Annotated in this window: 21 protein-coding genes; 10 read left to right on the plus strand and 11 right to left on the minus strand. The window is 64.7% G+C overall.

Going from position 1 to position 24,693, the window contains the following annotated elements; all coding sequences use genetic code 11:
- Positions 1-11 precede the first annotated feature (11 nt).
- Positions 12-1,259 carry a M20 metallopeptidase family protein gene (locus AC1AYR_RS10805; RefSeq protein ID WP_476510849.1) on the minus strand — a complete coding sequence of 416 codons (1,248 nt, stop codon included), beginning with the start codon at positions 1,257-1,259 and terminating at the stop codon, positions 12-14.
- 147 nt (positions 1,260-1,406) lie between these two features.
- On the opposite strand from AC1AYR_RS10805, the gene AC1AYR_RS10810 reads away from it, so the two are divergent.
- Positions 1,407-2,210: a Cof-type HAD-IIB family hydrolase gene (locus AC1AYR_RS10810; RefSeq protein ID WP_034530000.1), complete on the plus strand. Its 804-nt coding sequence runs from the start codon at positions 1,407-1,409 to the stop codon at positions 2,208-2,210.
- An 86-nt stretch (positions 2,211-2,296) separates the two neighbouring features.
- On the opposite strand, the gene AC1AYR_RS10815 is transcribed toward AC1AYR_RS10810, so the two are convergent.
- The 7 genes from AC1AYR_RS10815 to AC1AYR_RS10845 all read right to left on the minus strand — a co-directional run bounded on the left by AC1AYR_RS10815 (position 2,297) and on the right by AC1AYR_RS10845 (position 8,812).
- Positions 2,297-2,836 carry a peptidylprolyl isomerase gene (locus AC1AYR_RS10815; RefSeq protein WP_034530001.1) on the minus strand — a complete coding sequence of 180 codons (540 nt, stop codon included), beginning with the start codon at positions 2,834-2,836 and terminating at the stop codon, positions 2,297-2,299.
- A 119-nt stretch (positions 2,837-2,955) separates the two neighbouring features.
- Positions 2,956-3,636 carry a methionine ABC transporter permease gene (locus AC1AYR_RS10820; protein WP_034530002.1) on the minus strand — a complete coding sequence of 227 codons (681 nt, stop codon included), beginning with the start codon at positions 3,634-3,636 and terminating at the stop codon, positions 2,956-2,958.
- A gap of 1 nt (position 3,637) precedes the next feature.
- A complete protein-coding gene (locus AC1AYR_RS10825; protein WP_051923054.1) occupies positions 3,638-4,456 on the minus strand; it encodes a methionine ABC transporter ATP-binding protein in 819 nt (272 codons plus the stop codon).
- Between the two features lie 189 nt (positions 4,457-4,645).
- A complete protein-coding gene (locus AC1AYR_RS10830) occupies positions 4,646-5,485 on the minus strand; it encodes a MetQ/NlpA family ABC transporter substrate-binding protein (RefSeq protein WP_034530003.1) in 840 nt (279 codons plus the stop codon).
- Positions 5,486-5,619: 134 nt separating this feature from the next.
- Positions 5,620-7,950, minus strand: coding sequence for a RelA/SpoT family protein (locus AC1AYR_RS10835; protein WP_034530004.1), 2,331 nt, complete (start codon positions 7,948-7,950; stop codon positions 5,620-5,622).
- An 86-nt stretch (positions 7,951-8,036) separates the two neighbouring features.
- Complete coding sequence (gene dut, locus AC1AYR_RS10840) at positions 8,037-8,519, minus strand: dUTP diphosphatase (protein WP_476510850.1); 483 nt, start codon at positions 8,517-8,519, stop codon at positions 8,037-8,039.
- On the minus strand, positions 8,519-8,812 hold the full coding sequence (locus AC1AYR_RS10845) for a DUF4193 domain-containing protein (RefSeq protein ID WP_034530006.1): 294 nt from the start codon (positions 8,810-8,812) through the stop codon (positions 8,519-8,521). The genes dut and AC1AYR_RS10845 overlap by 1 nt, the downstream gene beginning before the upstream one ends.
- 154 nt (positions 8,813-8,966) lie before the next feature.
- Between AC1AYR_RS10845 and sepH the strand changes: the two genes are divergently transcribed.
- Complete coding sequence (sepH, locus tag AC1AYR_RS10850) at positions 8,967-10,142, plus strand: septation protein SepH (protein ID WP_476510851.1); 1,176 nt, start codon at positions 8,967-8,969, stop codon at positions 10,140-10,142.
- 75 nt (positions 10,143-10,217) lie between these two features.
- Here the strand turns inward: sepH and AC1AYR_RS10855 are convergent, their stop codons facing one another.
- Positions 10,218-11,534, minus strand: coding sequence for an alkaline phosphatase family protein (locus tag AC1AYR_RS10855; protein WP_476510852.1), 1,317 nt, complete (start codon positions 11,532-11,534; stop codon positions 10,218-10,220).
- Positions 11,535-11,631: 97 nt separating this feature from the next.
- Between AC1AYR_RS10855 and AC1AYR_RS10860 the strand changes: the two genes are divergently transcribed.
- The 5 genes from AC1AYR_RS10860 (at position 11,632) to AC1AYR_RS10880 (ending at position 17,099) form a co-directional block, all read left to right on the plus strand.
- Entirely contained in the window at positions 11,632-14,310 is a 2,679-nt protein-coding gene (locus AC1AYR_RS10860; protein WP_476510853.1) for a DNA gyrase/topoisomerase IV subunit A, read from the plus strand.
- Between the two features lie 196 nt (positions 14,311-14,506).
- Positions 14,507-14,878, plus strand: a complete 372-nt coding sequence (locus AC1AYR_RS10865; RefSeq protein ID WP_476510854.1) for a hypothetical protein — start codon at positions 14,507-14,509, stop codon at positions 14,876-14,878.
- A 53-nt stretch (positions 14,879-14,931) separates the two neighbouring features.
- Positions 14,932-15,513, plus strand: coding sequence for an IS607 family transposase (locus tag AC1AYR_RS10870; RefSeq protein ID WP_476510855.1), 582 nt, complete (start codon positions 14,932-14,934; stop codon positions 15,511-15,513).
- Complete coding sequence (tnpB, locus tag AC1AYR_RS10875) at positions 15,506-16,804, plus strand: IS607 family element RNA-guided endonuclease TnpB (protein ID WP_476510856.1); 1,299 nt, start codon at positions 15,506-15,508, stop codon at positions 16,802-16,804. The genes AC1AYR_RS10870 and tnpB overlap by 8 nt, the downstream gene beginning before the upstream one ends.
- 1 nt (position 16,805) lies before the next feature.
- A complete protein-coding gene (locus AC1AYR_RS10880) occupies positions 16,806-17,099 on the plus strand; it encodes a hypothetical protein (RefSeq protein WP_476510857.1) in 294 nt (97 codons plus the stop codon).
- A gap of 4 nt (positions 17,100-17,103) precedes the next feature.
- Here the strand turns inward: AC1AYR_RS10880 and AC1AYR_RS10885 are convergent, their stop codons facing one another.
- Positions 17,104-18,405 carry an ATP-binding protein gene (locus tag AC1AYR_RS10885; protein WP_476555173.1) on the minus strand — a complete coding sequence of 434 codons (1,302 nt, stop codon included), beginning with the start codon at positions 18,403-18,405 and terminating at the stop codon, positions 17,104-17,106.
- 208 nt (positions 18,406-18,613) lie between these two features.
- A complete protein-coding gene (locus tag AC1AYR_RS10890; RefSeq protein ID WP_476510859.1) occupies positions 18,614-19,597 on the minus strand; it encodes an inositol monophosphatase family protein in 984 nt (327 codons plus the stop codon).
- Positions 19,598-20,121: 524 nt separating this feature from the next.
- Between AC1AYR_RS10890 and AC1AYR_RS10895 the strand changes: the two genes are divergently transcribed.
- The 3 genes from AC1AYR_RS10895 to AC1AYR_RS10905 form a co-directional block, all read left to right on the plus strand.
- Positions 20,122-22,386 carry an N-6 DNA methylase gene (locus tag AC1AYR_RS10895; protein WP_476510860.1) on the plus strand — a complete coding sequence of 755 codons (2,265 nt, stop codon included), beginning with the start codon at positions 20,122-20,124 and terminating at the stop codon, positions 22,384-22,386.
- Positions 22,383-24,101: a type I restriction-modification system subunit M gene (locus AC1AYR_RS10900; protein WP_476510861.1), complete on the plus strand. Its 1,719-nt coding sequence runs from the start codon at positions 22,383-22,385 to the stop codon at positions 24,099-24,101. The genes AC1AYR_RS10895 and AC1AYR_RS10900 overlap by 4 nt, the downstream gene beginning before the upstream one ends.
- Positions 24,098-24,693: restriction endonuclease subunit S (locus AC1AYR_RS10905; protein ID WP_476555174.1), on the plus strand; the 596-nt coding region annotated here is incomplete at its 3' end. The genes AC1AYR_RS10900 and AC1AYR_RS10905, both read left to right, overlap by 4 nt.

The following is a 24,693-nucleotide window of genomic DNA, read 5'->3' on the forward strand; positions in this document are numbered from 1 at the left end:
ATCCTATCCCGTCAACGCGCGGCACCTCGGCCGTCGCCGGAACCGGAGGCGCCGAGTTCGGCGAGCACGCGCAGCGCGGCGTTCACGTAGAAGTCGACGAACGTGGGGATCGACGCGTCGAGGCCGACGAAACGCGGACTATGCCAGTCGGCGCACCCGTCGCCGCCGTTCGATCCGATGAACGCGAACACGGATCGCGTCGTGCGCGCGAACTCGCAGAAGTCCTCCCCCGCCATGGACGGCCGGATCGGCTCCAGGGCCGCGTAGCCGCGCACGTCGGCGGCGACGGCGCGCGCGAGCGGCGCGTCGGAGACGACCGGATCCTGGAAGTCGTCCCATGAGACGTCCGCCGTGATGCCGAACGCCTCGGCCGTGTGTTCCACCACCGCGCGGAACCGGCGTTCGGCGAGCAGGCTGTCCTCCTTGTGGAAGTAGCGCACGGTGCCCTGGAAGCCGGCTTCGGCGGGTACGACGTTCCACACGTGCCCGCCATGCACCTCGGTGATGGACAGGACGAGCGGATGCAGCGCGTTGACGTTGCGGCTGACGATGGTCTGCAGTTCGAGCACCATCGACGCGAGCGCCTCGATCGGGCCGGTGCCCTTGTGCGGATATCCGGCGTGCGTGCCTTCCGCGTGGAGCGTCACCTGGAAACGCACGCAGCCGGCCATCATCGGATCGACGCCGACCGCGACCTCGCCGGGCGCGTAGTTCGGGTTGTTGTGCGTGCCGATGATCGCATCCACGTCGTCAAGCAGCCCCGCGTCGAGCATCGCGAACGCGCCCTGGCCGGTCTCCTCGCTCGGCTGGAAGAGAATCTTCACACTGCCGGCGAAACGGTCGCGGTGGTCGGCGAGCCAGAACGCGGCACCGAGCAGTCCGGTCATGTGCAGGTCGTGCCCACAGCCGTGCATGACGCCCTCGTTGACGGAGGTGAACGGCAGTCCCGTGTCCTCGACGATGGGCAGGCCGTCGATGTCGGCGCGCAGGGCGACGCGCGGGCCGGGACCGCCTTCGCCGCGGATGAGTCCGACGACACCGGTGGCGAGCGGGTTGTCGAGCACCTCCACGCCGTGCGCCTTCAGCTGGTCGGCAAGGTAGATGCTGGTGTCGTACTCCTTGAAGCTGCGTTCCGGATGCGCGTGCAGATAATGCCGGATGGCGACGAGGTCGGGATCGGCCTCGACGTGCCCGACGACTGCGGAGGCGGTGATGTCGGTCGCGTGGTCTGTATGGTCGGTGTCGTTGCGTTCGCTCATACGCCCGATTGTAGGTCGCACACGCGTGTCCGGAGCCGACACGTCCGGAGGCGATTCCGATATCCGTTACGGGTGTCGCCGCGTGCGTCTCCCTAAACTGGTGTGCAGACCAGACCGACATCCAGGCGATTCCCGCAAGGAGGCAGCATGACCACGCCCGACATCCGCGCCGTGTTCTTCGACATCGACGGCACGCTCACCAGCTTCGTGACGCACACGATCCCGCAGTCCACGATCGACGCGCTGCACCAGCTACAGGCGAAGGGCGTGAAGGTGTTCATCTGCTCGGGGCGCGCGCCCAGCCACATGACCGTCGTGCTCGACATGATCCCGGTTACGTTCGACGGCATCGTCGGCCTGAACGGCCAGTACTGCGTGGACGACCACGGGTTCCTGAAGAAGGAGTCGCTCGACCCGCGGGACGTGCGCACGATCGTCGCATGGCTGGACCGCAACCCGGACGTGGTGGCGAACTTCTGCGAGTCCGACTACGTGTACTTCAACCAAGTGACCGAGCCGATGCGCGCCACGTGGCGTCAGCTCGGCAAAACCGCGCCGAAGGTGTTCGTCGACGACCCGCACACGCGCCCCGAGACGCATGAGACGTTCCAGGTGAGCCCGTACATCGACGACGAGCAGGAACGTGAGATCGTCTCGCTATGCGCGAACGTGCAGGGCGTGCGCTGGCATCCGGACTTCGTCGACCTGATTCCGGCGGACGGCGGCAAGCCGAAGGGCATGGAACGCTTCATGCGCCACTACGGCTGGACGCGCGAGCAGGTGATGGCGTTCGGCGACGGCGGCAACGACGTGACGATGCTGGAGTTCGCCGGTATCGGCGTGGCGATGGGCAACGCGACCGAAGGGCCGAAGGCGGCCGCCGACTACGTGACCGACGACGTCGACCACGACGGCGTGATGAACGCCCTGAAGCACTTCCACGTGCTGTAGGCGACTGGGAATCGTCCGGAACGGACGGTGGCCGGGCTCCCCATCAGGAACCCGGCCACCGTATCAGCGTCGAAGATGCCGGATCGTCACTCGGCGACGTCGACGGACAGGATCACGGCCGGTTCGGTCGGACGATCCATCCGGTCGGTCGGCAGCGCTTCGAGCTTGTCGACAACGGCCTTGGACTGGTCGTCGGCGACCTCGCCGAAGATCGTGTGGTGGCCGTCGAGCCACGGGGTCGGCACGGTGGTGATGAAGAACTGGGAGCCGTTGGTGCCGTGGATCTTGCCGTCGCGGCCGCGGCGCAGGCCGGCGTTCGCCATGGCGAGCAGGTACGGGCGGTCGAACTTGAGCGACGGGTCGATCTCGTCGTCGAAGTCGTAGCCGGGACCGCCGGTGCCGTTGCCGAGCGGGCAGCCGCCCTGGATCATGAAGTCCTTGATGATGCGGTGGAAGCTCAGGCCGTTGTAGAACTTCTCGTGGGAGGGCTGGCCGGTGTACGGGTCCGCCCACTCCTTCTCGCCGGTGGCGAGGCCGAGGAAGTTCTTCACCGTCTCCGGGGCCTTGTCGTCGAACAGGTTGATCGTGATGTCACCTTCGGAGGTGCGCATGATGATGGTTGTCATAGCGCCAAGTCTGTCATAGTCGCAAGACGACGGCGGGCCCGGCTCCCCTCCCCTTCAGGGGAATGGAGCCGGGCCCGCGCCATACGTCACAGGGTTTGGACCGGGGCCTAGGCCGCCGGTCAGCGCGCGTGATGGTCGATGCGCTTGGCGAGCCAATCGCCGAACGACTGGATGATCTGCACGAGGATGACGCTCAGGATCACGGCGACGAGCATCACGTCGTACTCGTAGCGCTGGTAGCCGTAGCGGATGGCGATGTCGCCCAGGCCGCCGGCGCCCACGGTGCCGGCCATGGCCGAGTAGCCGAACAGGTTGATGAACGTGATGGCGGCGCCACGCACGAGGGACGGCAGGCTTTCGAACAGCAGCACCTTGGTGACGATCTGCCAGTTGTTCGCACCGAAGCTCTGCGCGGCCTCGATGAGGCCGCCGTCCACGTCGGCGAGGGATTGCTCGACGACGCGCGCCACGAACGGCGCGGCCGAGATGACGAGCGGCACCATCGCACCTTCGACGCCGAGCGACGTGCCGACGATGAGGCGCGTGAACGGGATGATGGCGACGAGCAGGATGATGAACGGGATGGATCGTCCGATGTTCACGATCCAGCCGAGCACGGTGTTGAGCGGCCGGTTCGGCCAAATGGACTTCGCTCCGGTGATGGTGAGCAGCACGCCGAGCGGCACGCCGAGCACGTAGGCGAGCAGCGTGGACACGCCGGTCATGACGAGCGTGTCACGCGTGCCTTCGAGCATGAGCTCGCCGTAGTTCGCGATGAATTCGGTGATGGTCTGTCCCATGTCAGCGTGCCTCCTCGTTCTCGGCGGCGCCCGCGGCCGGGGCGACCGGCGTGCCGTCCTCGTCCTCGTCGCGTCCGTTCTGTTCCTCGGCGCTGGCGATCAGGGCCTTGAGGATGTCGCTCTTCGGGTTCGCGAACAGTTCGGCGGTCTCGCCCATTTCGACGATATTGCCGCCGTCGATCATGGCGACGCGGTCGCAGATGTTGCGCGCCACGGACAACGAGTGGGTAATGACCACGAGCGTGACGCCGAGTTCGCGGTTGATGCGGCGCAGCAGGTCGAGGATCTGCACGGTGGTAGTGGAGTCGAGGGCGCTGGTCGCCTCGTCGCACAGCATGATCTTCGGTTCGTTGGCGAGGGCGCGGGCGATGGCGACGCGCTGCTGCTGGCCGCCGGACAGCTGGCTCGGATAGCGGTCGGCGTACTCCTCGAGGCCGACGAGCTTGAGGAGGCGTTCGGCGCGGGCGACGCGCTGCGCCTTCGGCTTGCCGGCGAGCTCCAGCGGGAACGTGATGTTGCGCAGCACGGTGCGCTGCTGGAACAGGTTGAAGTTCTGGAAGATCATGCCGATCTTCGCGCGCAGCGCCTTGAGTTCCTTGCCGGTGGCGTTGGAGATATCGACGCCGTCGATGAGGATGCGTCCGCCGGTGGGACGCTCCAACAGGTTGATGGTGCGCACCAGCGTGGACTTGCCGGCGCCGGACGAGCCGAGGATGCCGAAGACCTCGCCGTCGTGGATGGTGAAGTCGACGTCGTGCAGGACCTCGTGGGCGTCCGCACCAACGCCGTAGCTTTTCTTCATATGCTCGAATTGGATCATCGAGTGTTCCTTACCGTGTGGTTGTCATGGAATCGGACCGTGCATGCGCGGAACCGGCCCCCTGAGGCCGGACCGCATCCGTCGGACACGGCAATGCCGCACGTCGGGCATGCGCCCATACCGTGCGGCATTGTATCGGATGGCATGTCTCGCCTGTCCCCGTCGAGTCCCCGTTGGGGTTTGCGCGGATCAGAAGACCGGGACGACGGCGCCCTTGTAGTTGTCGTTGATGTAGTCGCGGACCTCGCTGGAGTTGAGGGCCTTCTTGAGCTCCTTGGTCTTGGCGGTGTTCTCGTTGCCCTTCTTGACGACCAGGATGTTCGCGTAGGTCTTGGCGGCGAGGCCGTCGGCCTTCTCGATCTGCAGGGCGTCCTTGGTCACGTCGAAGCCGGCCTGGATAGCGTAGTTGCCGTTGAGGGCGGCGATATCGACATCGTTGATGACGGTCGGCACGACGGCGGCCTCAAGCTCCTTGAACTGGAGGTTCTTCGGGTTGGATGTGATGTCCTTCGGCGTGGCGTTGATGTCCTCCGGATCCTTGAGCTTGATCAGGCCGGCGTCCTGCAGGAGCAGGAGGGCGCGGGCCTCGTTGGTGGCGTCGTTCGGGACGGCCACGACGGCGCCGTCCTTGAGGTCGGCGATGCTCTTGGTCTTGCCCGGGTACAGGCCGAACGGCTCGAAGTGCACGGTCTCGACGGAGACGAGGTGGGTGCCCTTCTCCTTGTTGAAGTTGTCGAGGTACGGCTTGTGCTGGAAGTAGTTGGCGTCAACCTCGCCATCCTCGGTGGCGGTGTTCGGCTGCACGTAGTCGGTGAACTCCTTGACCTCGAGCTTGTAGCCGTCCTTCTCGACGAGCGGCTTGACGGCCTTGTTGAGGATCTCGGCGTGCGGGGTCGGGCTGGCGGCCACGGTGATGGTCTTGTCGTCCTCCTTGCTGGTGGCGGTGGACGAGTTGCCGCAGGCGGACAGGCCGAGCGCGGCGACGGCGACGACGGCCAGGGCGGCCGCAGCGGACTTGGTGAAGCGCATGATGGTTTCCTCTCTCATCACATCATTCATATCGGCGGTGAACGGCTTTCGTCGTTCCCAACGCTTCGCCACTATACAAACGTTTGCCGCGCGCAACGCGGCGTCGTAATCGACGTTGCTTATAGCGCGCACGCTTACTGCATGCGGCGCAGACGCGGTTCGGCGGAGTCCTTCGCGCCGGTGATGCGGTACACGTCGAACACGCCCTCGATCTTGCGCACGGCGGCGAGCAGCGTGTTGAGATGCTGCGGGTCGGCCATCTCGAAACTGAACTGGCTGGTGGCCACGCGGTCGGAGCCGGTGGAGATCGAGCCGGAGATGATGTTCACCCCGTGGTCGGAGAGCACGCGGGTCACGTCGGAGAGCAGGTTGCGACGGTCGAGCGCCTCCACCTGGATCTTGACCATGAACACGCCCTTGGTGCTCGTCCATTCGACCTCGACGACGCGTTCGGGCTGGCGGCGCTGGAGGTCGATCATGTTCTGGCAGTCGGTGCGATGCACGGACACGCCCTGGTTGCGCGTGATGAAGCCGATGATCTTGTCGCCGGGCACGGGCATGCAGCAGCGGGCGAGCTTGACCCACACGTCGCCGACGCCCTTGACGGACACGCCGGAGCTGCTGTTCGTCTTCTGACGCGTCTCGACGGGCTTGAGCGGCAGGACCTCCTGCTCGATCTCCTCGTCGACCTCGTCGGCGCCCGCGTCCTTGACGAGATGCGAGATGACGTTCTGCGTGGAGATCTGGCCGTCGCCGATCGCGGCGAACAGGCCGTCCGCGTTCGGGAAGTTGAGCTCGTCCGCCACGCCGATCAGCGCCTCGGGCGTAAGCAGCGTGTTGATGGGCAGACTGCGCTTGCGCATGGCGCGCGTCAGCTCGTCGCGGCCCTCCTCGATCGCCTCGGAGCGGCGCTCCTTGGAGAACCACTGGCGGATCTTGTTGCGAGCCTTCGGGCTTTTCGCGAAGCTCAGCCAGTCGCGCGACGGGCCGGCCGTGTCCGACTTGGAGGTGAGGATCTCGACGGTGTCGCCGTTCTCGAGCTTCGTGTCGAGCGGGACGAGACGCCCGTTGACGCGCGCGCCCATCGTGCGGTGGCCGACCTCGGTGTGCACCGCGTAGGCGAAGTCGATGGGGGTGGCGGCCGCCGGCAGCGAGATGATCTTGCCCTTCGGCGTGAACACGTACACTTCGGCCGAACCGAGATCCTCTTTGAGTGAGCCGAGGAACTCGTTGGAGTCGGGGGTCTCGGAGGTCCAATCGGCGAGCTGCTGGATCCATTTGAGGTTGTCGGCCTCGCTCAGCTCCTGGTTCTCGGAGCCCTCGCGCTTGCGGTCGGACTTGTCCGGCGAGCTCAGGGCGCGGCCCGCCTGGCCGTTCTCCTTGTACTTCCAGTGCGCGGCGATGCCGAATTCGGCGCGGCGGTGCATGTCCCACGTGCGGATCTGGATCTCGACGGGCTTGCCACCGGGGCCGACCACCGTGGTGTGCAGCGACTGGTACATGTTGAGCTTCGGCATCGCGATGTAGTCCTTGAACCGGCCGGGAACCGGGTTCCACCGCGCATGCACGGCGCCGAGCGCCGCATAGCAGTCCTGAATCGAATCGACGATGATGCGCACGCCCACCAGATCGTAGATATTGGCGAAATCGTGGCCACGCACGATCATCTTCTGATAGATGGAGAAGTAGTCCTTCGGGCGTCCGGTCACGTACGCCTTGATGTGCTGCGCATCGAGATCCTCGTTGATCTCGGCGAGGATCTGCTTGAGGTACACGTCGCGCTGGCCGGCCCTGCGGGCGACGAGCACGACGATCTCGTTGTAGATCTTCGGGTAGATGACCTTGAAGCTCAGCTCCTCGAGCTCGGTCTTGATGGCGTTCATGCCGAGGCGGTTGGCGAGCGGCGCGTACACGTCGAGCGTCTCGTGCGCCTTCTTCACGGCGCTGGAGGTCTTCACGTAGCGCCAGGTGCGCGCGTTGTGCACGCGGTCGGCGAGCTTGACGACGAGCACGCGCACGTCGCGGCTCATCGCGACGACCATCTTGCGGATGGTCTCGGCCTGCGCCGAATCGCCGTACTCCATCTTGGAGAGCTTGGTGACGCCGTCCACGAGGCCGGTGACGGTGTCGCCGAATTCGGCGCGGCACTGGTCGAGCGTGTAGTCGGTGTCCTCCACCGTGTCGTGCAGGAGGCCGGCGGCCACGACCAGCGGACCCATGCCGAGGTCGGCGAGGATCTGCGCGACGGCGAGCGGGTGGATGATGTACGGTTCGCCGGACTTGCGCCGCTGCGCGGAATGCTGGATCACGGCGCGCCGGTACGCGCGTTCGAGGATGGTCAGGTCCTCGCCGGGATGGTGCACGCGGCACGCCTGCATGATCGGCAGCAGCGGATTGATCGGATCGGTGCTGACCTCGCATCCCAGTTTGCGTGCGGAATCGAATTCCATATCGTCGCCCGCCATGGCGCACCTCCCTCGCTCGTGTGGATTTCCATCCTAACGCGCCCGAACACATGCGGGACACGCCGTCGCGTTTATCCTACCGCGTGTCAGGCGACTCCCGTGGAGCCGAATCCGCGTTCCGCGCGGTCGGATCCGGGCAGCGCTTCAGCGGGGACGAACCTCGCTTCGACATAACGCTGGATCACGAGCTGCGCGATGCGGTCGCCGACCTCGAAGCACACGGTGCGTTCGGGGTCGAGGTTGATGAGCGGCACCTTGATCTCACCGCGGTAGCCGGCGTCGATGGTGCCGGGCGCGTTGAGCACGGTGACGCCCTGCTTGACGGCGAGACCGGAACGCGGATGCACGAGCCCCACGTAGCCTGCCGGCAGCGCGATGGCCACGCCGGTCGGCACGAGGGCGCGCTGGAACGGCTTGAGCTCGAACGCCTCGGCGGCACGCAGGTCGGCGCCCGCGTCGCCCGCGTGGGCGTAGAACAGCCGGGCGAGTTCGGCCGGCTGTTCCGGATTCACGGCCTTGACGAGAACCTCCGTGTTCTCGGGTTCGTTGTACGCGGGGTCGAAAGTCATCAGGCAGCGCACTCCTGGCACACGGGCTGGCCGTCGTCGGTCATGTAGGCGAGCTGGCTGCGGTGCTTGACAAGGAAGCATTCGGAGCAGATGAATTCGTCGCCCTGCATCGGGATGACCGTCACCGAGGAATCCTCGTTGCTCAGGTCCGCGCCCGGCAGCTCGTAGTCCTCGGCAATGGCGTTCTCGTCGTCGTCGATGTCGCTCGATGAGTTCTGCGAGCCCTTACCCAGAGCCTGCAGCGATTCCTCATCCTCGTCCTTATTGCGGGGGGAATCATAATCCTGAGCCATCGCGATCCTTTCATGGCACGGGGCACGCCGCATGGCGCGGGGCCCGAAGACTGGTTTACTCGCCCATAGAATACACGATTTCAAATACTCGTAAAGTTCGACACGTGGGGCATACTGTATTGTGATACAAGTTTTTGAGGAAAGTGGTGCGCGCATGCCTGACAATTCGCCTCGGGGAGCCCGTCTCGACCATGTCTCCGACGCCGGCGACCTGGTGTTCGAAGCGGGTGGTGAGCGTTTCGTCGTCACGGTGGACGACGCGTTGGAGCGGGCCCTGCTTGAGGCCAAGCAGATCCGTTCCGAGACGTTGAAGCGTCGTGAACCGCATACGACGGACACCCTGCCGATCTCGCAGATCCAGCAGCTGATCCGCGCGGGGGCCGACCCGGCGAAGGTGGCGGCCCGCTACGGTCTGGCCGAGGCGCTGGTGCGCCGCTTCTCCGCTTCGGTGCAGACGGAGAAGCAGTATGCGATCGAACAGTTCAAACGGGTGCCGGCTCCGAAGGAGTCGCGTCTACGCACGCTCGAGGAGATCATCGACATGACGCTGCTGGCGGCGCGCGTCGACCGCAATACGCTCACATGGTCGGCGACCCGACGCCACCATGAGCCGTGGCATATCGTCGCGCGCTTCATGTCCGCGGGACGCAAGGTCCACGCGGAATGGACGTGGGACATGCACGACAATTCCGTGGTCTGTCTCAACGCCGCCGCACGCAAGCTGATCGGCGAGCAGAGCCTCGGCGTCGGTCCGGACGGCGCTTCGGCGGCGGCGAGCGGCGTCGCCGGCGCACCGTCGATCACGAGGCCCGTCGCCGCGCAGCCGTCGTCAGGACGCGAATCGTTCCCCGTCAGCTTGGGGGCCGCACCTGCCGAAGCGCGGGACGCGGCCGGCAATGCCGCGACTGGGCCGGCTTCTGTTCCGTCCGCTCCCGTCGTCGGCGAGACCGGAGCGGACGGAACGACGGCGGGCGCGACGGGCGCATCCCCGGTCGCATTGCCCTCCCCCTCGCTGCCGGCCATGCGCCCCGAGCCGACGGAATCGGGCGCCGCCGCGGCGGACCCGTCGACGGCGACGACCACGGACGACATTCCCGTGTTCCGCCCGAATGTGGAACTGCCGCCGAACCAGAACGCCGACGGTGCCGCGGATGCCGGACGCCTCGGCGACCCGACGCGTCTGGCGGATGTCGCGGATGTGGAACAGCCCGCCGCACCTGCCGCTCCCGCGGCCGAGGAACGCCCTCGCACGGATCGCGCGGAGACGGCACGACGTCGTTCGGGCCGTTCCGCCGTCCCCAGCTGGGACGAGATTCTCTTCGGCGAGTAATCGCGATGGTGGTGTCACGGCGAGCACCGCGACACCACCGCACCGTCAGTCAGTCCCCTGTCTCATCGACAGCCGTCAGGCCATGTCGACGAGGCAGGGGATGTCCATTTCCAGCATGGTCTGGGAACCGTGCACGCTGGGCAGTCTCGTCGCCTTGTCCGTCTGGGTGCGGCTGTCGACGAGCGTGACATGGCCCGCGGCCTGCACGATCACGTCGCCGAGCATCGCCTCGACGCGCGCGTCGACCGGCCCGAACAGGCCGTCGGCGATGGCCTCACCCTTCGTGCGCACCAGCGCCTTCTCCCCCAGCCGGTCGCGCCACCGCGCGGCGATGCTCTCCGGATCTTCGTCCGGCTCGGCGTAAAGCATGAGCGCGCGCGGCTCTCCGCCCACTAGGCGCACACCCTGCGCGAGCGTCGGTTCGACGGCGATGTCGATGCGCTCATGCTCATCGGACATGACCATGCCGTGATCGGCGACGATGACGATGAGCGTGCCCTTGGGCGCTTCGCGCCTGAGCGTCGCCAATTGCGCGTCAATGCGCTCGAACGTGCCGATCCACTGCTCCGAATCCCAGCCGTGGTTGTGGCCGACCTTGTCGGCGTCGCGGATGTACAGGTAGGCAAGCCCCGGCTCGCGCACGGCCCGCGCGGCGGCGCGCACGCGGTCGCGCGGCGTCACGCCGGACACGTAGGTTCCACCGCGCAACGCCGCCTCGGTGAGTGGCGACCCCTTGAACTTGGCGAGACCGGAGCTGGTGACGGGCACGCCTTCGGCGGCGAGACGCTCGAACACGGTGGGCTCGCGCTGCAGATCATGCGGGTCGACGATCGGGTCGACGGGTTGCGGCGCGAATCGGGCCGCGGTGGTGGCCGGCTTGGGGGCGAGCGCGTCCTTGAACTGGATGAGCTGCATGAGGCGGCCGGATGCCGGTTCCAGCTGCGTGTAGCCGGCCATGCCCGTCAGTCCCGGGCAGGTGCCGGTGCCGAACGTGGCCATCGCGGCGACGGTGGTGCTCGGCGCGCACGTGGAGATGGGCCGCTGGTTGACGGAGTCGCGCATGAGCGCACGCAGGTAGGGGGCGTGGCCGAGGCGCATGGCGAGGTTCCAGTAGCCGAGGCCGTCCACGAGCACGACGATCGCGGAACGCGCGTCGGGCAGGCCGAGCGCGGATTGCAGCGCCTTCGGATCGGGGTGGACGCGCGTGGGCGTAGGATGCCCGATCGCGGCCGAGATGGCGGGCAGTACGGAGGACAGGTGCCGCGCGCCGCCGCGGATGGCCACAGCATCGCCTTCACTGCCGCCGACGCCGCTGCCGGCCGTCCAATCCCCGTATCGGGCGGTATCGGTCAATCGCAGCAGCTCTTCCATCTCAGGCGTCTGAACACTCATGCCTTCCCATAGTAGTAGTCCGCGGGCGCCGGTCCGACGACTGGGGCGGCATGATAATATGTTGCGGGTTTTCAATCGTCTTCAGGGAGTCCTTCATATGGCATCACACCGCAGGTCCGCAGCCGCCGCGTACGATCCGCGCACGGTGAAGGAGCATATCGTCGAAACGCCGTTGAACGAGGAGATGAGCAAGTCGTTCCTCGAATACGCGTATTCGGTGATCTACGCGCGTGCGCTGCCGGACGCGCGTGACGGCCTGAAGCCGGTGCAGCGGCGCATCATCTACCAGATGGGCCAGATGAACCTGACCCCGGACCGCCCGTACATGAAGTCGGCGCGCGTGGTCGGCGAGGTGATGGGCAAGCTGCACCCGCACGGCGACTCCGCGATCTACGAGGCGATGGTGCGTCTCGCCCAGCCGTTCGCGATGCGGCTGCCGCTCGTGGACGGCCACGGCAACTTCGGTTCGCTCGATGACGGTCCGGCGGCCTCGCGTTACACGGAGGCACGTCTGGGCCCGGCCGCACTGGCGATGAACGCCGACATCGACGAGGACACGGTCGACTTCACGCCGAACTACGACAACAAGCTCAAGGAGCCGACGGTGCTGCCGTCGGCCATCCCGAACCTGCTGGTCAACGGCGGCTCGGGCATCGCGGTGGGCATGGCGACGAACATGGCCACGCACAACCTCGGCGAGGTGGTCGCCGCGGCGAAGCATCTGATGGCGCATCCGGACGCGACGCTCGAGGAGCTCATGCACTACGTGCCCGGACCGGACTGGCCGGGCGGCGGCATCGTCATCGGCCGCAACGGCATCCGCGAGGCGTACGAGACGGGCCGCGGCACGCTCACCACCCGCTCGAAGACGCACATCGAGAACGTGACCGCCCGCAAGAAGGCGATCGTCGTGACCGAGCTGCCGTTCATGGTGGGGCCGGAGCGCGTGCTGGAACGCATCTCGGAGGGTGTGAAGAGCCGCAAGCTGGAGGGCATCACCAGCGCCATCGACCTGACGGACCGCCATAACGGCACGCGCATCGTCATCGAGATCAAGACCGGCTACGACCCGAACGCGGTGCTCGCGCAGCTGTTCAAGCACACGCCGTTGCAGGACAACTTCACCATCAACAACGTGGCGCTGGTCGACGGACGCCCGCACACGATGGGTCTGAAGGAGCTCTTGCAGGTGTGGGTGGAGCATCGCCGCGTGGTGGTGCGCCGCCGTAGCGAATTCCGCCGCAGGAAGGCGTTGGAGCGCCTGCATCTGGTGGAGGGCCTGCTGCTCGCCATGGTGGACATCGACGAGGTGATCCAGGTGATCCGCACCTCCGACGACGCGGACACGGCGAAGAACCGGCTGATGGCCGTGTTCGACCTGGACGAGGTGCAGGCGCAGTACATCCTCGATCTTCGTCTGCGTCGCCTGACGCGCATGAGCCGCATCGAACTGGAGGCGGAGCGCGACGACCTGAAGAAGCGCATCGAGGAGCTGGAGCGCATTCTCGCCTCCGCGGCCGAATTGGACCGCGTGGTCGTGCGCGAGATGGACGAGACGGTCGCGAAGTACGGCACGCCGCGCCGCACCGTGCTGCTCGATGAGGGGCCGGACGGCTCGCTCGCGCCGGTCGTCGCGAAGGGCGACGACTCCTCGGTCTCGCGCGAGGCGCTGCAGGCCGCACGCGACGCGGCCACCGTCTCGTCAGTCGCCGCCGACGTGGCCGCCGCGACGGCCGCCGCGAAGAAGGCGGGCGAGGAGGCGCCGGTCGCCGCCGCGCTGCAGATCGACGACGAGCCGTGCGTGGTGATGCTGAGCGCGACCGGACTGATCGCGCGTACCACGCCGAGCGCGATGGACGTGTACGCGGCGCGCTCCGCGTCCGACAAGCGCGCGGTGGACGACCAGATCCGCGCGATCTTCCCGACGACCACGCGTTCCACGTTCGCGTTGGTCACGTCGGCGGGACGTCTCGTGCTGTCGCATGCGGTCGAGCTCCCGGCGTTGCCCGCCTCCGAAACGCTGAGCGTGGCCGGCGGCGTGAAGGCCGACGAGCTGATCGGCATGACCGAAAGCACCGAACCGATCGACGGCGAGCATGTGGTCGCCGCGTTCGCGATGGAACCGTCCGAGGAGGGCGGCACGCTGCCGCCGCTTGCGATCGGCACACGCGGCGGCGTCGTGAAGCGCTGGAACCGCGAGGCTCCGACGACGATGGATTCGTGGCAGGTCATCGATCTGAAGGACGGCGACGAGGTGCTGGCCGCCGCGCCGGCCGCTGACGATGACCGCATCGTGTTCGTCGCATCCGACGCGTCGCTGCTCACGTTCGAGGCGAAGAACGTGCGCCCGCAGGGCCGTACCGCCGGCGGCATGGCCGGCATCCGTCTGGCCGCGGGGGCGCGCGTGCTCGCGTTCGCCGTCATACCGGCCGGCAAGGTCACGTGGACGTACGAGGAAGGCGAGAACGGATTGGCGTCCGCGTCCGGCGCGGTGGTGTTCACCGTGGCCGGCGACGCCGAGGCGTTGCCCGGCACCGAGAACGGTTCGGCGAAGGTGACGCCGCTGGAGATGTACCCGACGAAGGGCCGCGCGACGGGCGGCGTGCGTTCGCAGCGCTTCCTCAAGGGCCAGAACACGCTGATCGCCGCGTATGTGGGCGCGTATCCGCTCAACGCCTCCACCGATTCGGGCGCGCCGGTCGAACTGCCGAAGCCGGACATGCGCCGCGATGGCTCCGGCACCGATCTGCCCGCCGCGATCGCCTTCATCGGCTGATTTCCTTCCCAGCTCCCGCCGGCGGGAGCTGTCACGCGAAGCGTGACCGAGGGTGATCCGTCATCCCCCATCGACTTCCCCATCCCGCTCCCGCCGGCGGGAGCTGTCACGCGAAGCGTGACTGAGGGTGGTCCGTCGGACGCGAGGCTCCGATGCCACGCCGACGCTACTACACTTGGCGTGCAGGAGGCGGATCATGAGACTTCTGGTGGCGGTGGAAGGCGTGGCATTGTCCCGCGCGATCGCCGGGACGTTCGAACGCGCCGGGCACGTCGTGACCACGGTGGAACCGGCGTTGGCGGGAACGTTCGGCTCGGCGATCACGGATGCGCTGCGCGACGATGAGAACGCGCCGTTCGACGTGGTCGTCGTCGACACGCCGCAGGCGCTCGCCCAGGCGTCCTCCGTGACGCCGCACGTGCGCACGCTGCTGCTCACGACCACCGCCGCACCCAAGCCCGAGCACTCCCCCGACGCGACGCTGCACATGCCGTTCTCCGATACGGAGCTGCTCGCCTACGTGGAGATGCTGTCGCGCGAATCGAACGGATTGGGCGCGGGGTTGTGAACTGCTGAGGCTTTGGTTTGTTTTGCCTTGTTGGCGTGTGATATGATTTGCCTGTGCGTGCGAAGGAATGGGCGGCTCGTGAGGGTTTGAACGAGCAGACGGTGTGGAAGTGGTGCCGTGAGAACCGTATGCCTGTTCCCGTGGAGAAGTCGGGGAGCGTGTGGCTGGTCCACGACCCGAAGTATGAGAAGGCGGATGTGCCGGCGACCGGTTCGCGCGTCGTGTGCTATGCGCGTGTCTCGTCCTCCGATCGGAAAGCCGACTTGCAACGTCAGGCGGACAGGTTGAAGGCGTTCGCCATCGATCTGGGGGCAGGGGACATCGAGGTCGTATCGGAGACCGGTTCCGGCATGAACGACAAACGTCGCAAATTGAACCGCGTCCTCGCCGACCCGACCGTGGGCACGATCATCGTGGAGCATCGGGATCGTCTGGCCCGTATGAACGCGGGACTGGTCGAATCCGCGTTGAACGCGCAGGGACGACGACTGATCGTCGTGGACGATTCGGAGTGGGACGACGACTTGGTGCGTGACATGACCGAGGTGTTGACCTCGTTGTGCGCCCGACTGTACGGGCGGCGCGCGGCGAAGAGCAAGGCGGAGGCCGCGTTGAGGGCGGCGCGTGATGCTTGAGGCCGTCAGGGTGGCGTTGGACCCGACGCCGGCGCAGGAACGGCTGCTGCTGTCGCACGCGGGGGCGGCTCGGTTCGCGTACAACGCGGGTCTCGCCCATGTCAAGGCCGCCATCGAGGCCGGGGAGGGGCCGGAATGGTCCCTGTATGCGCTGCGCCGCTGGTGGAACGCGAACAAGGACACGCTGGCCGTGGATGCGGACGGGAAAACGTGGTGGCGGGAGAACTCGAAGGAGGCGTACGGCAGCGGGCTTGAATCGTTGGCGGACGCCCTGTCGAACTGGTCGAAAAGCCGCAAGGGCGAACGGAGGGGACGCAGGGTCGGCTTCCCGAGGTTCAAGGCGAAGGACCGCGCCACTCCCCGGTTCGCGTACACGACCGGCAGCTTCGGCCTCGTCAAGGACGACCCGAAGGCGTTGCGGCTGCCGCGTATCGGCCGCGTGCACTGCATGGAGGACGTGACGGGACGCGTGGACGGGGCGAGGGTGCTGCGCATGACGGTCTCGTGCCGCGCGGGACGCTGGTACGCCGCGTTGACCGTCGAACGCGCCGACCCGACGGCGAAACGAACCCCGCAGGGAGGGGCGGTCGGCGTCGATCTGGGCGTCAAAACGCTCGCCACGCTCTCGGACGGCACCGTCATCGACAACCCGCACACGCTCAGAACGGCCGAACGCCGGCTGAAACGCGCGCAGAGAGCGCTGAGCCGCAAGACCAAGGGGTCAAAGCGACGTCTCAAGACGCGCGTCAAGGTCGCCCGCATCCACGCGCGCATCGCAAACCGACGCCGCGACCTGCTGGACAAGCTCACCACCTGGCTCGCCGGAACATACTCGGACATCAGCATCGAGGATCTGAACGTGACGGGCATGGTCAGGAACCACCGGCTCGCCAAGACGATCGAGGACGCGTCCTTCGCCGAACTGCGACGCCAACTCGAATACAAGACCCTGCGGACCGGCGCGAGACTGCATGTGATCGACCGCTGGTATCCCAGCAGCAAGATGTGCTCGGACTGCGGGAGCGTGAAAGCCAAGCTCTCCCTCGACGAGCGCACCTACCACTGCGAGAAATGCGGTCTGACCCTGGACCGCGACCTGAACGCGGCCATCAACATCATGGTCGCCGGGAGTGCCCCGGAGACCCTAAACGCGCATGGAGGGGACGCAAGACCCGCCGTCCGTCAGGACGGAAGGCAGACCCCCGCGAAGTGCGAACCAAGCAGCCGGGCGACCGGCGTCAGACTTGGAGCGGACGGCCGCAAGACCGTCCTGCAAACTAGAACAAACTAGCTTGCAACGGTCGATGATCATCCGCGGCGACCTGACGTTGGACCTCGCGAACCGCAAGGCGTATTTCGCAAGCACACACCGCCCGATGCCCTTGTCCCGTTTGGAATACGACGTATTGGAGACGCTGGTGAAGGCCAACGGGCGGTTCGTGAAGCTGTCCGAACTGCAACGCAGCATCGGCGGCTACTTCGCCGAGGAGGGGCTGGTCCGCAACGCGCTCTACACGTTGGATCTGAAGCTGCGCCGCGCCGGCCTGAACCTCAACCGACGCGGCGACTCGTTCCGCGTGATGTGACGAACTACCGGTTCTCCAGCAGCGAGACGGCGTAAATCGGCAGATAATCCACCTGCTCCCCCACCTTCACATTGGATTCAGCGAAGACGATGCCCCGTTTCATGCCATAGTTCGGGGTGGCGAGCGCGCGGTTCAACGCACTGTGGCGGTTGTAGGTCTTGCCGGATTTCACTTCGATGGGAGTCACCGTACCCCGTGGATGCTCGATGACGAAATCAAGCTCCCCTATCATGTTGTTCTTGAAATAATAGAGGCCGAATCCGTGAGCCTTAAGCTCCTGAGCCACCACGTTCTCGTAGAGGGATCCGTAGTTGATGTCGGTACGGTCGTTGATGAGGTCACGTATCACGTCCATGCCACACATGCAGGTCAGCAGGCCAATGTCGTTGAGGAACAGTTTGAACAGGTTCGAGCGTTCCGCAAGCATCAGCGGATATCGTGGTTCGTCCACGTTGTATACCGGTATCGCCACACCGGCGTCGACCAGCCAGAGGAATTCCTCCTGGTAGCGCACATAACGCGCGCCCGACCCCACGCTGGCCACTTTGAACCGTTTGTTCTGCTGGTTGAGCTCGCTGGGAATCAAATCATAGATTCTGCGAATGATCCGCGATTGGCCAACGCTTTCGGAATACTGTGAGATGTCCTCACGATAGCGGTCGATGATGTTCTGCTGGTAGACGCGAAGCGATTGCACGTTATGCTCTGCGACGAAGTCCGCCACAGCGGCCGGCATGCCTCCGACGATCAGATATTCGTGGAACAGGTCGGTCAGACGCCGATGCACCGCATCATTGACTTCACGACGGTCAGCTACCGCATTACGCGCCTCTTCGAACACGTTGCCCGGTACACCGTTGGCCCAACAGAATTCCTCGAAGTCCAGCGGATACATGGTGATCGAGTCGAGGTATCCCACAGGCACCGAGCGTGTGTTCTTCAGTTCCACGCCAAGCAGGGAACCGGACAGGACAAAGTCGTAGTCACCGTACTTGTCTACGAGGAATTTGATTTTGGTCGTGACCTCCTTGCATTGCTGAATCTCATCCAGGAAAATCAGCGTCTCTCCCTTGACGAGTTCGGCGTCCGCATAGGCGGAGATGGCGAGGAACAGGTCATTGGCGTTACGCGCAGCGTTGACCGCATCCCGCGCGTCTTCGTCATCGATGAAGTTGATCTCCACGACATGCTTGTAGTTGGCTTTGCCGAACGCCCTGACCAGATGGGTTTTGCCTACCTGCCGAGCACCGTCCACGAGCATGGCCTGCCGGGTTTTGTGTTTCTTCCAGAACAGCAGCCTCTCCATGGCCTTCCGCTTGAGCATAATCCCACCTCTTATCACATTACAGACTATGAGCAATCATAGTTTTATAACATTATAGATTGTTTTTCATGGAAGATTTACACATAATAGGGAATGATTCAACATCGCGTATACACATTATAGGAAATCAGCCTCCACCATGGGATTCTCGCCGAGGCGCGGCCCGCTCTTTGGCGAACGCACAGGACCATCAAGCGAGATAACGGTCGCGCAACGCGGCGTAGATGGCGGGCGTGCCGGCGAGCACGCCCGTCTCGAGCCTGTGGCCGAGATCATGGCCCGCCCAGTCGCCGACCATGCCGCCCGCCTCGGTGACGAGCAGACGGCCGGCCGCGTAATCCCACAATTTGATGTCCATTTCGAAGTAGGCGTCGGCACGGCCGCACGCCACATAGGCGAGGTCGAGCGCGGCGGAGCCGGTGCGGCGGATGTCGGCCGAGTCGACGAACACATGGCGCATGATGTCGAAGTTATGTTCCGCCAGCTCGTGATGGTAGGGCGACGTGCCCACGTTGACGAGCGCTCTGGCCATGGCGGTCTCACCGGACACATGGATGGGCCGACCGTCGAGGAAGGCGCCACGGCCCACTTCGGCGGTGAACGTCTCGCCGCTGAACGGCTGGTACACCACGGCCTTGATGGTTCTGTCCCCGTCGAGCAGGGCGAGCGAGATGGCGCTGTGACGGAAATCGTGGATGAGATTCGTGGTGCCGTCGATCGGGTCGAGCACCCAGGTGAGGCCGGTGAAGCCGGCGTGCTGTTCGCCGTTCTCCTCCCCGAGGAATTCGACGTGCGGCCAACGGTCGGCGAGCGCGGCCTTGAGGAAGCCCTGCACGTTCGTGTCGATCTCGGTGACGAAGTCGGCCACACCCTTGACGGTGATGCGTTCGCGCGCGCCCGCCGCGGAATCCGCCAGCACATAGCGGCGGGCGGCCTCGTGCACCAGCTCGATCATCTGGGTGATGTCTATCGACGATGCGGTAGCGTCGCCGGCCATGGTGCGGTTCGCCGTGTCGTCGTTTGCCGTATTGCCATGGGCTATATTGTCATGGGCCATATTGCCATTGACCGTATTGCCATTGACCGTATTGCCACGGGTTGAAAACCCGTTCCATACCGTCGTATCCGCCATGATCATGCTCCTCACCTTGTCGAGTTCCATCTTGAAGACCATTGCATTGCCATTCACTCCATTGTGAAGGGCGATGTGTATGGTTCAGGCACCGATGTGCGCATTTCGGATGCCAATGTGTACGGTTTGAAGGCCGATCTGTACGATTCGGATACCGATGTGCACTTTCCAGGCGCGCTTCTGCATGGGGTGAGGTCCAAGAACGCGGTTCCTACGGAAGCGCAACAGTTGCAAAACCGCGGAATTCCAATGGGTTCGCTCTCGCCGTTGCTCGTGTCTTCATGGCCCCACCGTACAGGTTCGCCCTTCTCAGGTACACATTCGCCACCAAACCATACACATCCACCGCCAAACCATACACATTCGCCGTCCAAACCATACACATCCGCCAGTCCCCATCACATTCGCCAGTCCCCATCGCATTCACCCAGCATCACAACTTCACAGCAAAACAGTTTGTGAACCATGTTCACACTTGCACTATGGCAACCAACACGCTATAGTGCAATCAACGTCTTATGTGAATACAGTCCCACAAAGAAGAAGACTGTGAAGGAAGGAATGTGATGAACGCACACGCCGCTTCCACCCACTCCCCAAATACGCTCACATCGGCGGATATCGCCCGCATGGCGGGCGTACGCCCCTCCGCCGTGTCGAACTGGCGCAACCGGGCGAACAAGCATTTCCCCGAACCGGTCGCCTCCAAGGACGGACGCCCCCTGTTTGATTACGACCAGGTCGCCGCATGGCTGAAGGCGAACGGGATCACGTTCAAGGATGCACGTCTGGAACAGTCCACCTGGTCGTTCTTCGAGCAATGGCGCGGCCAGATGTCCCCCGCAATGATGTCGTCCCTGATGCTGTGGGCGCTGGCCCTGGGCACCGCCGCCCGTCGATTCGACCTATCGGGCGCGTGGAAGCAACTGTGCGGCCATGACGACACCGCCGGCGCCAACACCGACGCAGACACCGGCACGCAAGCCACGGCCGATCGTTGCGAGCAGCTGGTCGCCGCGATTCTTAAGGCCGCAGCCGACGCCGGAGACAATGCCGACCTGTTCGGCATCGCCTTGACCGATTCCGGAATCAACAGACTCGAACCCAGTGAGATCGGAGAGCTGCTTCGATTCTCAAACGATCTGCTGTCTCTGGAGAGCGCCGAAACCCGCCGCCTCGCCTCGATGGTCCTCGACCGCAGCATCGTCAGCCGCGGGCGCATGAACGCCGAATTCGGCTGTCCGAACGCCCCGGTCTCCGTTCTGCTTGCCGAACTCGCGGCCTCATATGTCTCCGCAACGAACAGCCAGCACTCTGGCACGCTCGATGTGATCGACCCCGCCTGCGGCATCGCGGAAAGCATCATCCGATTCACCGGTGCCCTGCGGAGTGCCGGCACCACGGGACCTCACGTCTCGCTTCACTGCGCGGACGTCAACACCGATGCGGTGAAGATCGCCGCCCGCCGGCTCGTTCTCATGGGCACGGATGGCGTGACGATTCGCACGGACCGCCGGGATTCGCTCCTGCAGGATGCCTTCCCCGACCGTCAAGCCGACATCGTCATGACGGAGACGCCTTTCGGTTTGCGTTGGGACCCCACGCCGTCGGCATCGGATGTCCGCTGGAGGTATGGCGTCCCTCCGAAGGGCGATTCGGCGTTGGCCTGGGTCGAAAACGCCGTGGCGCACCTGTCCGGCAACGGCCGCGCCTTCGTCGTGACGTCCGAGGGACCGTTGTTCCGCCCCCGTGCCGAGTCGTCGATCCGGCGCGCGCTCGTCGCTGCGGGTTGCGTGGAGGCGATCATTTCGCTGCCTGCGAACCTGTATCTCAGCACGTCGATTCCCACGGCCGTCTGGGTGTTGACCGCACCGAATCCTTCGCGCGATACGGTGATCATGATCGATGCCGGAGCGCAACGGCACGAATATCGGGGCTCCGACGAACCGCCGACCTGGATGCGTGACGTGCTCATCAGGTTCTCACAGGAGTTCTCCCATGGCGTGACCGCGACCCGTATCGTGCGTTCGGTCGACATTCTCGGCAAAGACCACGCCCCGCTGCTTCCTGCGAATTGGCTGGAGTTCAACACTCCCGGCTCCGACGAGATACGCGACGCGTACGCCGGGCGTAGGGCGTCGCTTTCCTTACTGCGCCCGCTCGTCTCCGAGGCGATTCGCACCATCGAGGATTTCGACGCGCATGCGTTCGACTGCTCCGATGCCGCCATCGTCCCATTGGGCGAGATCGCGACGATCCGCAGGGGGAACGCCGCCCCCGCCAAGGCCGAATCGGCCGGTTCGCGCAGGCACCTGTCGGAGGAGGATCAGCCGGCCGTGACCGCGCAGGATGTGCGCGAGCATACGTTCCGTCAATCCACTTCGGTCTCGGGCGACTTGGACGATGCGGGAACCTGGAGCAATGGTACGCCGAGCGAGGCGGGGAGCATTCTGCTGTCGACCATGGGTGGCATCCATGCCATGGCCGACGTGGACGGCGGGCACAGGGTCTCCCCCGCCGTGCATGTCGCACGGCTGAAAGGCAAGGGATGGAATCCGGAATATGTGGCGTTGATGGCCGAGGGCGCTTGGAACACCCGTCTTCTGGAAGGCATGACGATCAAACGGGCGCGACCCGCGCTGCTGGAGATTCCCATGCTGCCGATCGAACGGCAGGACAGGATCGTCGCGTTCGCACATGCCGTCGAGACGCTGCGCCGCCAGGCGGACCTGTGCCGGCTCCAGCTCGACACGTTGGCGGATGCGGCGCGGTATGGGGCGTCGATTGGTACGGTAGTGGAAGACTCGAAGAAGAATGGAGAATCGCGATGAATCACCAGTCGATCGTGGCGTTCATCTGGTCGGTCGCCGACCTGCTGCGCGGCGACTACAAACAGCATGAGTACGGGGACATCATCCTGCCGTTCACGGTGCTGCGGCGTCTTGACTGCGTGCTGGCGAATACGAAGGACAAGGTGCTCGCCGCCAAGAAACTGACCGAGGGCCTGACGGACAAGATGACCGAAAAGCAGTTGCGACGCGCTTCGGGATTGCCGTTCTACAACACGAGCAAGTACACGTTGGAGAGGCTGAAGGGCGAGCCGTACAGCATCCTCGCGAATCTCGAAGACTATGTGCGCGGATTCTCCCCGGACGCGTTGGACGTGTTCGAGAAGTTCGACTTCTTCAACCGCATCGAATCATTGGACGCGAACGATCTGCTGTTCCTGATCGTCGACCGGTTCTGCACGGTGGATCTGGGGCCTGATGCGGTGAGCGACGCCGAGATGGGCAACATCTACGAGAACCTGCTGCGGCGGTTCTCCGAAATGTCGAACGAGACGGCCGGTGAGCATTTCAGTCCGCGTGACGGCGTGGAGCTGGCGGTCGACCTGCTTATCGCCGGAGCCTCCAACGATCTGTCGCAGCTCGACAAGGTGGTGAAAGTGTATGACCCGTGCGCGGGCACGGGTGGTGCGTTGAGCATGTTCAGAGACCGGGTGAAGGCCTACTATCCGGACACGGACGTCTACTGCTACGGGCAGGAGCTGAACCCGTCGACGTTCGCGACCTGCAAGGCGGACATGCTGCTGCGCGGCGGCGACGCGGGGAACATCGCATTCGGCAATACGCTCACCGACCCGGCGTTTCAGGATAAGGATTTCGGCTACCAGATCTCCAATCCGCCGTATGGCGTGGATTGGAAGAAGGTCAAAGGCCGGGTGGAGACCGAGTACAAGGACAAGGGCGGACGTTTCGGCGCGGGGTTGCCGCGCGTGAGCGACGGCCAGCTGCTGTTCATCGAGCACATGGTCTCGAAGATGCGGCCCGTCGGCAAGGGCGGCGGGCGCATCGCCGTGTTCATGAACGGCTCTCCCCTGTTCACCGGCGCCGCCGGTTCGGGTGAGAGCGACATCCGCCGTTGGCTGTTGGAGGAGCGCGATCTGGTGGAGGCGATCGTCGCCATGCCGAATGACTTCTTCTACAACACGGGCATCGCCACGTACATCTGGGTGCTCAACAACGACAAGCCCGCCGAGCGCCGCGGCAAGGTGCAGCTCATCAACGCGAACGGCGTGTTCACGAAGATGCGCAAGTCGCTGGGCTCGAAGCGCAACGAGCTGAGCGCGGAGCAGATCCGCGCCATCGTCAAGGAGTATGAGGCGTTCGAGGAGTCGAAGACGTCGAAGATCTTCGACGTGAGTGATTTCGGATACACGACCGTGACGGTGGAACGACCGCTGCGCGACGAGAACGGCGAGATCGTGACCGATAGGAAGGGCCATCCGAAGCCGGACAAGGCGCTCAAGGACACGGAGAACATCCCGCTGAAGCAGGACATCGACGAGTATTTCGAGCGTGAGGTGAAGCCGTACGCGCCGGACGCGTGGATGGACAGGAAGAAGGACAAGGTGGGCTACGAGATCCCGTTCACCCGGTACTTCTACGAGTACACGCCGCTGCGCCCGAGCACGCGGATCCTGGACGACATCAAGGCATTGGAATCGTCCATCGCCGAAGGTCTCGCGAAGGCGGGTCTGCGATGAGCGGATTGGAACGGTACGACGCCTACAAGGATTCCGGTGTCGATTGGATCGGCGAGATTCCGCAAGGGTGGCGCATCGTGCCCTTGCACGCCTGCGCATCCTTCAGCAAGGGCCTCGCAATAACAAAAGCAGACCTTGCCGAAAGCGGCGCGCCAGTCCTGAGCTACGGGCAGATTCATTCCAAGACGCATACAGCCGCCGGTATCGAGGATGACCTCATTCGATTCGTACCAGACAATTGCGCGGCCCTCACCGACACAGCCTTCGCCAGCGAAGGCTCACTCATCATGGCCGACACCTCTGAAGACATCGCAGGCAGCGGCAACTGCGCCTACGTTGACAAGCCGAAAGGCATCTACGCCGGATATCACACCATAATCATCAAACCCGAAGACTCCATCAGCGGGAAATATCTGGGATATCTGACGATGGACGACAAGTGGCGTTCACAGATCCGTTCACGAGTATCGGGCGTGAAACTGTACAGCATCACCCAACGAATCCTCAAAGAAGTCCACATCCTCGTTCCCCCAGCACAAGAACGCAAAGCCATCGCGGATTATCTCGACGAGAAAACCGCGGCGATCGACGC

The sequence above is a fragment of the Bifidobacterium sp. LH_417 genome, assembly GCF_056357035.1.

Bases quoted from the DNA above. Each gene is read 5' to 3' on its own strand.
- AC1AYR_RS10805 (WP_476510849.1), bottom strand. From the start codon at position 1,259: ATGAGCGAACGCAACGACACCGACCATACAGACCACGCGACCGACATC.
- AC1AYR_RS10810 (WP_034530000.1), top strand. From the start codon at position 1,407: ATGACCACGCCCGACATCCGCGCCGTGTTCTTCGACATCGACGGCACG.
- AC1AYR_RS10815 (WP_034530001.1), bottom strand. From the start codon at position 2,836: ATGACAACCATCATCATGCGCACCTCCGAAGGTGACATCACGATCAAC.
- AC1AYR_RS10820 (WP_034530002.1), bottom strand. From the start codon at position 3,636: ATGGGACAGACCATCACCGAATTCATCGCGAACTACGGCGAGCTCATG.
- AC1AYR_RS10825 (WP_051923054.1), bottom strand. From the start codon at position 4,456: ATGATCCAATTCGAGCATATGAAGAAAAGCTACGGCGTTGGTGCGGAC.
- AC1AYR_RS10830 (WP_034530003.1), bottom strand. From the start codon at position 5,485: ATGCGCTTCACCAAGTCCGCTGCGGCCGCCCTGGCCGTCGTCGCCGTC.
- AC1AYR_RS10835 (WP_034530004.1), bottom strand. From the start codon at position 7,950: ATGGCGGGCGACGATATGGAATTCGATTCCGCACGCAAACTGGGATGC.
- dut (WP_476510850.1), bottom strand. From the start codon at position 8,519: ATGACTTTCGACCCCGCGTACAACGAACCCGAGAACACGGAGGTTCTC.
- AC1AYR_RS10845 (WP_034530006.1), bottom strand. From the start codon at position 8,812: ATGGCTCAGGATTATGATTCCCCCCGCAATAAGGACGAGGATGAGGAA.
- sepH (WP_476510851.1), top strand. From the start codon at position 8,967: ATGCCTGACAATTCGCCTCGGGGAGCCCGTCTCGACCATGTCTCCGAC.
- AC1AYR_RS10855 (WP_476510852.1), bottom strand. From the start codon at position 11,534: ATGAGTGTTCAGACGCCTGAGATGGAAGAGCTGCTGCGATTGACCGAT.
- AC1AYR_RS10860 (WP_476510853.1), top strand. From the start codon at position 11,632: ATGGCATCACACCGCAGGTCCGCAGCCGCCGCGTACGATCCGCGCACG.
- AC1AYR_RS10865 (WP_476510854.1), top strand. From the start codon at position 14,507: ATGAGACTTCTGGTGGCGGTGGAAGGCGTGGCATTGTCCCGCGCGATC.
- tnpB (WP_476510856.1), top strand. From the start codon at position 15,506: ATGCTTGAGGCCGTCAGGGTGGCGTTGGACCCGACGCCGGCGCAGGAA.
- AC1AYR_RS10885 (WP_476555173.1), bottom strand. From the start codon at position 18,405: ATGGAGAGGCTGCTGTTCTGGAAGAAACACAAAACCCGGCAGGCCATG.
- AC1AYR_RS10890 (WP_476510859.1), bottom strand. From the start codon at position 19,597: ATGGTCTTCAAGATGGAACTCGACAAGGTGAGGAGCATGATCATGGCG.
- AC1AYR_RS10895 (WP_476510860.1), top strand. From the start codon at position 20,122: ATGAACGCACACGCCGCTTCCACCCACTCCCCAAATACGCTCACATCG.
- AC1AYR_RS10900 (WP_476510861.1), top strand. From the start codon at position 22,383: ATGAATCACCAGTCGATCGTGGCGTTCATCTGGTCGGTCGCCGACCTG.